Origin of the sequence: Halanaerobium kushneri (assembly GCF_900156285.1) — a bacterium.
In the GTDB taxonomy this organism is placed as follows: Bacteria; Bacillota; Halanaerobiia; order Halanaerobiales; family Halanaerobiaceae; genus Halanaerobium; species Halanaerobium kushneri.
This window is the reverse complement of sequence record NZ_FTNC01000013.1, coordinates 20381-31992: the sequence shown is the minus strand read 5'-3', so window position 1 is coordinate 31992 and position 11612 is coordinate 20381. Positions and strand designations below refer to the sequence as shown.

The following is an 11612-nucleotide window of genomic DNA, read 5'->3' as shown; positions in this document are numbered from 1 at the left end:
GTGATTTGATGAAAATTGTACTGGTTCGTCATGGGGAAAGCAAATGGAATCTGGCCAATAAATTTACAGGTTGGACAGATGTAGATTTAAGTGAACAGGGAGTAAAGGAGGCGGAAGAGGCAGGTCAACTATTAAAAAAAGAGGGTTTTACCTTTGATCTAGCCTACACTTCTTATTTAAAAAGAGCAACTAAAACTTTAAATATTATTCTGGATATTATGGATTTGCACTGGATACCGGTAATTAAATCCTGGAAATTAAATGAACGTCACTATGGTGCTTTACAGGGGCTGAATAAAGCTGAGACTGCAGAAAAGGAAGGGGCAGAACAGGTTCATATCTGGCGGAGAAGTTTTGACACTCCTCCACCCGCTTTAGATAAAAATGACGAACGTTATCCGGGCCATGAGGAAAAATATGCTGAACTTAGTGATGAACAATTACCAACTGCAGAAAGCTTAAAAATGACTATTGAGAGAGTAATGCCTTACTGGGAAGATGAAATAGTGCCCAGAATGAAAGAAGGTAAAAAAATAATTATTTCTGCTCACGGCAACAGTCTGCGGGCTTTAGTAAAACATCTGGATGGAATTTCTGATCAGGATATACCATCTGTCAATATTCCGACCGGAAGACCATTAGTTTATGAGTTTGATCAGGAGATGAATGTTTTAGATAAATATTATCTTGGTGATCAGGAAGAAATAGAAAAAGAAATGAATAAAGTTAAAAATCAGGCCAAAAAGTAATTTAATCTAAATTTAATTTTGGCTTAATTATTCTTTAATTTATCTCTGCTATATTATAATTGTAAGCTGAAATAAAGCCTTACTTTAAATTGGATTGATCAGTAATATCATGTTAATATTTAATTTTAAAGTCTGGCTAAAAAGCTAAAACTCAAAGCAGAAATAAATTCCCTCCTTAAGGTGTTTTATTATTCCCCGTTTAAACGGGGGATAATAATTGTTTTGAGTATTTTTAATTAAATCAAATTTTAAAAGGATGGTGTTAGTGATGAAAATAAAGAATAATTTATTAAAGAAATCATTGTTGGCTCTTATTGTCTTATCATTAGTAATATCTGCTGCTCCTGCTGTACTGGCTCAAAATGGGGAAAGTGAAAATATTTATGCAACTAACTATTTTGCTAATATTGCTCAGAATGCAGATAATGGAGTCGTAAAAGTCACTTCAACAATTAAGAGTTCAGGGGGCCAGCAGCTGCCTGAAATGTTTAATGACCCATATTTCAGGTTCTTTTTTGGTGATCGTTTTCAGGCGCCAGAACAGCAGCCTCGTGAAAGAAAAGGTTTTGGTTCAGGTTTTATAGTATCAAAAGATGGATATATAGTGACAAACCAGCATGTAATTGATGGAGCTGATAAAATAGAGATTGCAATCAATGGAGTTGAAGATCCCATTCCGGCAGAGGTAGCCTGGTCTGATTTTAGTCTGGACCTGGCAATACTAAAGGTTGATACTTCAAAAATTGATCAGGAATTAAGTCCTTTAGAAATGGGGGATTCTGATAAATTACATCCCGGAGACTGGGCAATTGCAATTGGTAATCCATTAGGTTTTGAGCATACAGTTACAGTCGGAGTAATTAGTGCCCTGGGAAGACCTATTCAAATACCAACAGATGATCGTCAGGTTAGAACTTATCAGAATTTAATTCAGCTTGATGCAGCTATTAATCCAGGTAATAGTGGAGGACCACTTCTAAATAATCAGGGTAAGGTAATTGGTATTAACACTGCTGTTTCAGCAGCAGGACAGGGAATTGGTTTTGCAATTCCTGTGAATGAAATAAAAGATATTGTTACAGAATTACAGAAAACTGGCGAAGTAACAAGACCATGGGTTGGAATTGCCTTTAGCGAAATCACTAAAGAAGTACAGGAATACTTTGGTTTAGAGGATCAAAAAGGTGTAGTAGTTATTGAAGTTTATAAGGATAGTCCGGCAGAAAAAGCTGGTATCCAGACTTATGATATCATTACAGAGATAGACCAAAAACAGGTTAATTCAACTTCGGATGTCAGTGACATTATTACCAAAAAAGAAGTTGGAGATAAGATTATGTTTAAAGTAATTAGAAATGGTCAGAGCAAAATTCTCTTTGGCCGAATTGGTGATAAGCCTAATGATGTTTAATTAAATATCTAAATTGGATTATACTTTTCAGAATGATCCCGGGCCTTATCTGGTCCGGGATTTAGTAAATTATAATAATAGATTTTAAATTTTATTATTTTATTGATATAATAAGAGGGGTGAGTAAATTGCAGAAAAAAATACTGTTAATTGAAGATGATGTCCAGATTGCTCGTTTTGTAGAATTGGAACTTGAGCATGAGGGTTATCAGGTTAAAAAATTTGATAATGGTTATGATGGAATTAATAAACTTAAAGAAGATGATTATGATCTGCTATTATTGGATATCATGCTGCCCGGGCTTGATGGTTTTGAAGTTTGCAGTAGAATTAGGGAATTTTCGGATATTCCGATAATTATGCTGACTGCTAAATCTGAGCTGGATGATAAAGTAGAAGGTCTTGATATAGGAGCAGATGATTATTTAACAAAACCTTTTGAAATTGAAGAACTGCTGGCTAGAATTCGTGCCCATCTAAGAAGAGATGAGGGTAATGTTGAATCAGATAATACTCTTAAGACTGCTGATCTAGAAATAAATTTAGATGCTCATGTAGTAAAAAGAGCTGGAGAAGAAATAGAATTAACGAAAAAAGAATATGATCTTTTAGTTTACTTAGTCAAAAACGAAGGTATTGTAGTCAGTAGAGATAAATTATTAAATAATGTCTGGGGCTATGATTATACGGGAGAAACCAATATAGTTGATGTATATATTCGTTATTTACGCAGTAAAATAGATGATCCTTTTGAGCAAAAGTTAATCCATACTGTTCGCGGGGTTGGCTATGTTTTGAGGTCAGATAAGTATGTTTGATTTTGTGAGTAAAAAAAGTAAAATTTCCTGGAAGATCACAATATTATATGCTTTTATGTTTATGATGCTAATTTTCTTAATTAATCTTTCAATTTACTTTTTTCTGTCCAGTTTTATTGATGATAATATTAAAAGAAGTATCAATAATACTACTGAGCTTGTTCTTTCGCAGTTTTCTGGTATTGGAGATCCAGTTAATTTTTTTGATACCGATCTTCTGCAGCAGATAAGTCGTAGTGAGGAAAATATTTTTTTTAGAGTACTTGATAAAGATGGACAGGTTAATGCTCAATCTAAATATTTGGAAGATATGGATATACCAATCAGTGCCAAAATTGAAGAATTTCGTTCTGGTTCAAAAATGCTTACAGTTAAAACAATACCAATGAATAATTTTGTCTTTTCAAGAGGTTATCTTCAGGTAGTTAGGGATATTACTTTTGAAAAAAACTTTCTGGATTTTTTAATCATTGTTTTGACTATTGCAGCTGGAATTGGAGCTTTAATTTCGGTTTTTTTAGGTTATTTTACTACTAAGAAAATGCTGTCACCAATTAACAAAATTACTGAGACAGCTAGAGAAATTAGTTCCAGTGATTTAGGACGTCGGCTGGAGGTTAGTGGGCCTGATGATGAGCTAAAAAAACTTGCTCTGACATTTAATTCGATGCTTGATCGTCTGGAAAAATCTTTTCAGAGACAGAAACAATTTGTTTCTGATGCTTCTCATGAACTCAGGACACCTATTTCTGTAATAAAAGGTTATGTTGATTTACTTGATCGCTGGGGTAAAGAGAGAGAAGATGTTAGGGATGAAGCAATTGAGGCTATTAAAAAAGAAACAGTTAATATGAAACAGTTAATGGAAAATTTACTTCTTTTAGCTCGCGGTGATGATAGTGAACTAAAAAAAGAGGAAAAACTTTTTGAATTTAATAGTCTGATTGAGGAAATAATTAAAGAGTTTGAGCTGGTGGAAAAGGAAGTTAAGTTAAAATTTATTGAAGAAGCCAAAATTGAGTTTTATGGAGATCAGAATCTCTTTAAACAGCTGCTGCGTATTTTTCTGGATAATGCAATTAAATTTACTTCGCAGATGGGTAAAATAGAAATCAAAATTGATAGGGTTGACTCCAATAACTTTTATTTTTCTATAGCAGATAATGGACCGGGGATTCCGGAAGAAGATTTGCCTTTTGTTTTTGATAGATTTTATCAGGCAGATAAATCGCGAACCCGAAAAGATAATCAGGGTTCCGGTCTGGGGCTAGCTATTGCGCAACAGATTGTCGAAAGTTACAGTGGTGATATCGATGTTGAAAGTGAAACAGGAAAAGGCACAAAATTTATTATTATTTTACCATTAAATCAAAAAAATAAGATAAATGATTGATCAAAAATCAGTTTAAATAGATGTTTAATTAGGAGATGATATTTTTGGCAAATAAAGAAAACAAGGAGAAAAAAACACTTTTTTTACTGGATGGGCACAGTTTGACCCACCGTGCTTTTTATGCACTACCATTACTGACCAATGATGAGGGAGAATATACTAACGCGGTTTTTGGTTTTGTAAGAATGCTATTTAGTCTTACTGATGAATGGAATCCGGACCGAATGATTATTACTTTTGATAAAAAAGCACCAACGTTCAGACACGAAGAATATGAGGATTACAAAGGGACCAGAAAAAAAATGCCAGAAGAACTGGTGCCACAGATTCCTCTTTTACAGCAGACAATCGAAAAATTAAAAATACCAATGCTCGCTAAAGAAGGTTTTGAAGCAGATGATTTACTGGGAACACTTTCAAAAGAGGCGGCCGAAGAAGGATATATGGTTTATATTGTTACAGGCGATAGAGATGCCTTGCAGCTGGTTTCAGATAATGTAAATATTTTGTATACCCGGAAAGGTATTTCCGATTTAGTTAAATTTGATTTGGAAAAAGTAATGGAAAAATATGAACTACCACCAGAAAAATTAATAGACCGCAAAGGTTTGATGGGTGACAGTTCTGACAATATTCCTGGAGTTCCTGGCATTGGCAAAAAAACTGCTTTAAAACTATTAAAAGAATTTGGCTCTATGGAAGAAATTCTCGCTAATATTGATCAGGTTTCAGGTAAAAAGAGAAAAGAGAATCTGCGAAAATATGCAGATCAGGCCAGGATGAGTTACAGACTGGGTAAAATTAAGCGCGATGTTCCTGTAGAGATTAATTTTGATAAATGCCGCCTGGATTCTTATGATGATAAGGAAGCTGCTGAACAGTTTGAAAAACTCGGTTTTACTTCTCTGCTAGATCGTTTTGACTTTAAAGAAGCAGTTGAATTTTCAGATTTAGAAATTATTACTTTAAATCAAAGATCATTAAAAGAATTACAAGAAAAAGCAGTTAAGGCAGGAGAAATTGCGGTAGCGGTTAAATTGAAAAAAAATACCAAAGCAATTCAGGGTAAAATTGAAGCAATCTACTTTGCTTTAAAATCTGAAAGTGAAATTTATTCCTATCCGGTTGAAGATAAAGAAATAGATCCTCTGATAGAGGATATTCTGTCAGCAAAAGAGATTGCAAAACTAATCATTGATGCTAAAGAAGCATCTCTTGCTTTATTAAAACATGAGCTAGAGATTTTGAATATTAGTTTTGAGCCACTGCTTGCCTATTATTTACTGCAGCCATCCTCATCTCTGCCTGAGCTGGAGCAAGTATTAAGTCAGGAATTAACAATTAGTTTTGAAGAAATTAAAGAGCAAGAGAAGCTGCTAATCGAAATCTCCAGGCTTTTTGATTTAAGAGATAAATTAATGCCAAAATTAGAAAAAGATGAGCTGCTTAAATTGTATAATGAGATCGAATTACCTTTAATTAAAGTTCTGGCTCGGATGGAATATAATGGTGTTAAAGTTGATCGAGACTGGCTAAATAATCTTTCAGAAAAACTTGGCGAAAGACTTGATATTATAACCGAAAAAGCACATCAACTTGCTGGTGAAGAGTTTAATTTGAATTCCCCCAAACAGCTGGGAGAAATTTTATTTGAAAAATTGGGTTTGCCAGTTATCAAAAGAACAAAAACTGGTTATTCAACTAATGCCAGTGTCTTAGAGAAACTGGAAGGAAAACATGAGATTATTCCACTTATTTCAGAATACAGAGAGTTATCAAAATTAAAATCAACCTATGTCGATTCCCTACCACCACTCATTAATCAGGAAACAGAAAAAATCCATACTTCTTTTAATCAGATGGTAACTGCTACCGGTCGTTTAAGTAGTACAGATCCTAATTTGCAGAATATACCAATCAGAACTGAAGAAGGTAGAGAAATTAGAAAGGCCTTTATACCTTCGGAGAAAGATATGTTACTGCTGGCGGTAGATTATTCTCAGATTGAGTTGAGAGTTTTTGCTCATTTGAGTGGTGATAAAAAACTTAAAGAAGCTTTTAATAGCGGTGCTGATATTCATACCGAAACGGCAAGTGAGGTTTTTGAGGTAGAACCAGAAGAAGTTTCTCCCAATCTTCGCCGACATGCAAAAGTTATCAATTTTGGTATAGCCTATGGAATGAGTTCTTATGGTTTAAGTCAGGACCTGGATATTCCAGTTGAGGAAGCTCAGGATTATATTGATAAATATTTCAATCGATTTTCTGGAGTTAAAAAGTATATGGATCAGACAATCGAAAGAGTTAAAGAATGTGGTTATGCGGAGACTATGTTTGGCCGCCGCCGTTATATACCAGAAATTAATAGTAGTAACTATCATCGACGTTCTTTTGCTGAAAGAACAGCAATTAACACACCGGTTCAGGGGACAGCTGCTGATATTATGAAAAAATCAATGATTGATGTTTATAATGCTTTAGAAAACGCGAATTTAAACCTGAATATTCTACTGCAGGTACATGATGAATTAGTATTTGAAGTGGCAAAATCTGATTTAGAACCGGCAGCAGAATTAATAAAAGCTAAAATGGAAAATGCAGCTAAACTGGATGTTCCACTTTTGGTTGATCTTCAGACAGGGGAAAACTGGAGAGATAAAAAGGATTATGAGGTGAATAAAGATGCCTGAACTTCCAGAAGTTGAAACAGTGGTTAAGGGTTTAAGACCTCTGGTAGAAGATAAAGTAGTTACTGGAGTAGAAATTAGAGAAAAGAATATGATTGCCTATCCGGAAGAAAATATTTCTGCTTTTAAAGAAAAATTAATTGGTTCCAAAATTGAAGCTGTTAATCGTAGAGGTAAATATATTATTTTTGAATTAAACAGTGATCAAAATATGATAATTCACCTCAGGATGACAGGTAAACTTCTGGTTAAAGAGGTTAAAGAATTTAGAGATAAACACACTCATGTAATTTTTAGTCTTAATGATGGACAGGAAATCAGGTTTAACAATATCCGTAAATTCGGTCGGGTTTATTTAATAGATAAAAACCACCCTGAACAGGCAGGAGGGTTGGCAGAATTGGGACCTGAGCCTCTGAGTGATAGTCTGAATCTGGAAGGTTTCAAGAAATTATTTGTAGGTCGGAGAGCAATCATTAAATCACTGCTTTTAAATCAGCATTTTGTTGCTGGAATTGGTAATATTTATGCCGATGAAATACTTTTTAGAGCAGGAATAAAACCTGATAGAACAGCTGATACCTTAAATGATTCTGAAAAGGAAAAGATTTATTATAATATGCGGGATGTTCTTCAGAAAGGAATAATTTATGGAGGTACTTCTTTTAGTGATTATGTTAATGCCTTTGGTGAAAAAGGTTCCTTTCAGGAAGAGCTGCAGGTCCATCAGCGTCAGGGAGAGGAATGCTACAGCTGTGGTACTACTATCGAGAAGATAAAGGTTAGTGGGCGTTCAACTTATTTTTGTCCTCAATGTCAAAAATAGAGATAGAGAAAGGGGATTATTATGATTATTGGTTTAACAGGTGGAATTGCTACTGGTAAATCTACAGCAGCAGAATATCTTGCCCAAAAAGGGGCCAGAATTATTGATGCAGATCAGATTTCCCATAAGATTAGTCGTCAGGGAGAAAAAGGATGGCAGCTGGTTGTAGAGGAATTTGGTGATCAAATATTAAAAGCGGATGGAGAGTTTGATCGAGAAAGACTGGGAGAAATAGTTTTTTCTGATCCAGTTAAGAGAAAAAAATTAGAATCTATTCTCCACCCCCTGATAATTTATGAAATGAAAGAACAGGCACATCAGTATCTAGAAGATGACGAAATAGTTGTTTTTATGGCACCATTACTTTATGAAACAGGACTTGATCGTTTCTGTGATCAGATCTGGGTCATTGCCAGTTCAGAAGAACAGCAGATAAATAGATTAAAAAAGAGAAATGATTTTACTCGAAAAGAAGCACTGAAAAGAATAAATTCTCAAATGCCGCTGTCAGAAAAGAGGAAAAGGGCTGATAAAGTAGTTGAAAATAATTCAACAATAGAAGATTTAAAAACAAAACTGGACTTAAACTGGGAGAAAGTATTGAAGGGAGTAGATGATAAATTGATTAGAATTGCCTTGATAGCTCATGATGAAAAAAAAGAAGATATGATTAGCTTTGCGAAAAAACACAGAGAGGTTCTGGCAAAAATGCGTTTAATTGCTACCGGTACTACAGGTCAGCGTTTAATTGATGAGACCGGATTGGATGTAGAACGAATGGCCTCTGGCCCAATCGGTGGTGATCAGATGATTGGAGCTGAAATTGCTAAAGATCGTCTGGATGGAGTGATTTTCTTGCGGGATCCTCTGACAGCTCAGCCACATGAGCCCGATGTAAGTGCTCTTTTGAGACTCTGTGATGTACATGAGATCCCACTGGCTACTAATCTGGCGACTGCAGAAATGATTATTCACTCTCTGGCTGAAAAAAATAGGGCTTAACTAAAGGGAGGATAAATTAAGTTGGTGAGAAAATACTTAATTAAAGGAATTATTTTTCTTCTTTTATCAATTATATTGTTGATCACCATAAATAGCAATTTTGATTTCTGGACTATCAGGAGAAACTTAGAACCGGTTAAATATAAAAAGCAGATTGATAAATATTCTAAAGAATTTTCTCTTGAACCTGAACTACTAGCAGCTATAATTTATGTTGAAAGCAGATTTAATAAGTATTCAATTTCTCCTAAAGGAGCAGTTGGCCTGATGCAGCTGATGCCAGCTACAGCAAACTGGGTTGCAAAAGAGCTGGGTTATAAAAATTTTAGTTTAAAAGATTTAGACAATCCAGATTTGAATATTAAATTTGGCAGCTGGTATTTTAGCTATCTTTATCAGAAATTTGACCAAAATCTTATTAAAACTATTGCTGCTTATAATGCGGGCGAAAGAAATGTTCAAAAATGGATCAATAACGGCTGGAATGCTGATCTAAAAGAAGAACTTCCATTTGCAGAAACAGATAGTTTTGTGAGAAGAGTTATCTCAACAAAAGATTACTATAGTAAAAACAACCTTAAAATATACAGTTTATCTACTTTCGATCTGCTTTTGGCTAATTTTTCTGAATAATATATCATAAATAGAAATTATTGTCTTATTTTGTATGAAAATTATATATAGTTGGATACAACTTGATTTTTTCAGTAAATAATTATATAATTTAAGTTAGTAAAAAATTTAAGTTTTAAATTATTAAGTTTAGTTTTTCTTTTTAAAACAACAGACACATCTGATAAGGGGGTGTAAATTTAAAAAGAGAAGAGATTAGAGATAAGAGAGTATAGATAATTTAAAAATATTAGGAGGGAATTTCGAGTATGCAAAAAAAATTAGTAGTATTTTTAACTTTATTATTAGTAGTTTCAGTATTTTCCGTAGTAGGAGCTCAGGAAGTTACAAACCCTGATACATTTGTTGAAGTTAATATGGGAACAATTGATAGTTTAGATCCTCATTTTCAGTATGATTCTGCAAGTGCAGAGATTATTGATAATGTATATGAAAATTTAATTAAATTTAATGAGGGAGATATTACAGATTTCATGCCTCATCTTGCAACAGAGGTACCAACAGAAGAAAATGGTTTAATTAGAGAAAATGGTACCGTTTATGAGTTTCCTATTAGAGAAGGAGTTACTTTCCAGAATGGTGATCCTTTAACTCCAGAAGATGTTAAATACAGTTTCTTGAGAGCTCTAATTCAGGATAGAGATGGTGGCCCTGTTTGGATGATTTATGAACCATTATTCCAAAAAGGTTCATTAGCAGATGTTGTTACTGAAGTGCTGGGAGAAGAAAAAAGCCCATCTGATTTAACAGCAGCTGAGTCTGAAGAAGTTTATGCTTATTTAGAAAAAGCAGTTGAAGTAGATGGAAATAGTGTAGTATTCCATTTACCAAAAGCTTTCCCACCATTCTTAAGTATTATTGCTCAGGGTAATGGCCTTGGCGCAATTGTTGACAAAGAATGGTCTGTTGAACAGGGAGACTGGGATGGTCAGCCAGATTCAATAGCAGAGTATACCAACCCAACTAAAGAAGATGATCCACTGTTTGATAAAATGAATGGTACTGGACCATATGAATTAGTAGAATGGGTAAATGGTGAAGAAGTAATCTTAAATAGAAATGATGATTACTGGCGTGAACCTGCTCCTATTAAAAAAGTTATAATTAGAATGATTGATGAATGGTCAACACGTAAGTTAATGTTACAGCGTGGAGATGCTGATATCGTTTATGTAGACAAACAGTACATGAGTCAGGTAGAAAACATGGATGGAGTTGAAGTTATTACAGGACTTCCAAACATTTACATGGGTGCTGGACTTATGAACTTTAATATTGTAACAGAGGGTAATCCTGATGTTCACAGTGGTAAATTAGATGGTAATGGTATTCCTTCTAACTTCTTTAGTGATATTGATGTTAGAAAAGGATTCCTTTATTCAATGAACTATGAAGCATTCATTAATGATGTATTGAATGGTGATGGTCAGAAGGGACGTGGACCAATTCCTGAACCATTATTAGGATATGATGAAAATTCTCCAACTTATGAGTTAGATCTGGAAAAAGCAGAAGAGCACTTTAAGAAAGCTTTTGATGGAGAATTATGGGAAAAAGGATTTGAAATCACAATTCTTTATAACTCAGGTAATGACGTGCGTAAGAGTGCTGTTGATATGTTGAAATATTATGTTGAACAGATTAATCCTAAGTTCAAAGTTAACGTTCGTGGTATTCAGTGGGCTACTTATTTAGACAAGTTAATTGCTAATAAGTTTACTTTAGGTTTTATTGCCTGGGGTGCTGATTATGCCGATCCTCACAACTTCGTTGTACCTTTCTTAGGTAGTGACGGAACTTATGGTGGATTCAAAGGTAAGGATTATATTAATTTCGCTAAAGAAAATATTGATCCACTAATTGACGAAGGTATTTCTTCAACAGATCCAGCAAAACGTGAAGAAATTTATAAAGAATTACAGCAGATTGCATATGATCAGGCACTTGATTTCTATCTGTATCAGCCATCTGCTCAGGTAGTTATGAGAGACTGGGTTGAAGGATGGTACTATGATCCAATTAGAGATCCAGGCCAGTACTTCTACTCACTAGACAAGTAATATTGAATCAGTAAAAATATTACAATAAATATC

Annotated in this window: 9 protein-coding genes and 1 pseudogene; all 10 read left to right on the top strand. The window is 34.2% G+C overall.

Annotated features, from left to right (window positions below; all coding sequences use genetic code 11):
* Positions 1–8: 8 nt before the first annotated feature.
* Entirely contained in the window at positions 9–749 is a 741-nt protein-coding gene (gene gpmA, locus BW929_RS09610) for a 2,3-diphosphoglycerate-dependent phosphoglycerate mutase (protein WP_076545274.1), read from the top strand.
* Between the two features lie 268 nt (positions 750–1017).
* Entirely contained in the window at positions 1018–2160 is a 1143-nt protein-coding gene (locus tag BW929_RS09605) for a S1C family serine protease (RefSeq protein WP_076545273.1), read from the top strand.
* 128 nt (positions 2161–2288) lie between these two features.
* Positions 2289–2978 (top strand): response regulator transcription factor, encoded by a 690-nt coding sequence (locus BW929_RS09600; protein ID WP_076545272.1) that lies wholly within the window; start codon positions 2289–2291, stop codon positions 2976–2978.
* Positions 2971–4371, top strand: coding sequence for a sensor histidine kinase (locus BW929_RS09595; protein ID WP_076545271.1), 1401 nt, complete (start codon positions 2971–2973; stop codon positions 4369–4371). The genes BW929_RS09600 and BW929_RS09595 overlap by 8 nt, the downstream gene beginning before the upstream one ends.
* Positions 4372–4415: 44 nt before the next feature.
* Positions 4416–7061, top strand: a complete 2646-nt coding sequence (gene polA / locus BW929_RS09590; RefSeq protein WP_084566158.1) for a DNA polymerase I — start codon at positions 4416–4418, stop codon at positions 7059–7061.
* On the top strand, positions 7054–7884 hold the full coding sequence (mutM, locus tag BW929_RS09585; RefSeq protein WP_076545269.1) for a DNA-formamidopyrimidine glycosylase: 831 nt from the start codon (positions 7054–7056) through the stop codon (positions 7882–7884). Before polA ends, mutM begins: the two co-directional genes overlap by 8 nt.
* Before the next feature lie 21 nt (positions 7885–7905).
* Positions 7906–8451, top strand: a pseudogene (gene coaE, locus BW929_RS15650) (dephospho-CoA kinase); the annotation flags it as partial.
* Between the two features lie 57 nt (positions 8452–8508).
* Positions 8509–8886, top strand: a complete 378-nt coding sequence (mgsA, locus tag BW929_RS15645; protein WP_369862662.1) for a methylglyoxal synthase — start codon at positions 8509–8511, stop codon at positions 8884–8886.
* A gap of 24 nt (positions 8887–8910) precedes the next feature.
* Positions 8911–9519 carry a lytic transglycosylase domain-containing protein gene (locus tag BW929_RS09575; protein WP_233493768.1) on the top strand — a complete coding sequence of 203 codons (609 nt, stop codon included), beginning with the start codon at positions 8911–8913 and terminating at the stop codon, positions 9517–9519.
* Between the two features lie 248 nt (positions 9520–9767).
* Positions 9768–11579 (top strand): ABC transporter substrate-binding protein, encoded by a 1812-nt coding sequence (locus tag BW929_RS09570; RefSeq protein WP_076545267.1) that lies wholly within the window; start codon positions 9768–9770, stop codon positions 11577–11579.
* Positions 11580–11612: the final 33 nt, after the last annotated feature.

Excerpts from the sequence above, each read along its gene's own strand:
- gpmA (WP_076545274.1), top strand. The coding sequence starts at position 9 with ATGAAAATTGTACTGGTTCGTCATGGGGAAAGCAAATGGAATCTGGCC.
- BW929_RS09605 (WP_076545273.1), top strand. The coding sequence starts at position 1,018 with ATGAAAATAAAGAATAATTTATTAAAGAAATCATTGTTGGCTCTTATT.
- BW929_RS09595 (WP_076545271.1), top strand. The coding sequence starts at position 2,971 with ATGTTTGATTTTGTGAGTAAAAAAAGTAAAATTTCCTGGAAGATCACA.
- mutM (WP_076545269.1), top strand. The coding sequence starts at position 7,054 with ATGCCTGAACTTCCAGAAGTTGAAACAGTGGTTAAGGGTTTAAGACCT.
- BW929_RS09570 (WP_076545267.1), top strand. The coding sequence starts at position 9,768 with ATGCAAAAAAAATTAGTAGTATTTTTAACTTTATTATTAGTAGTTTCA.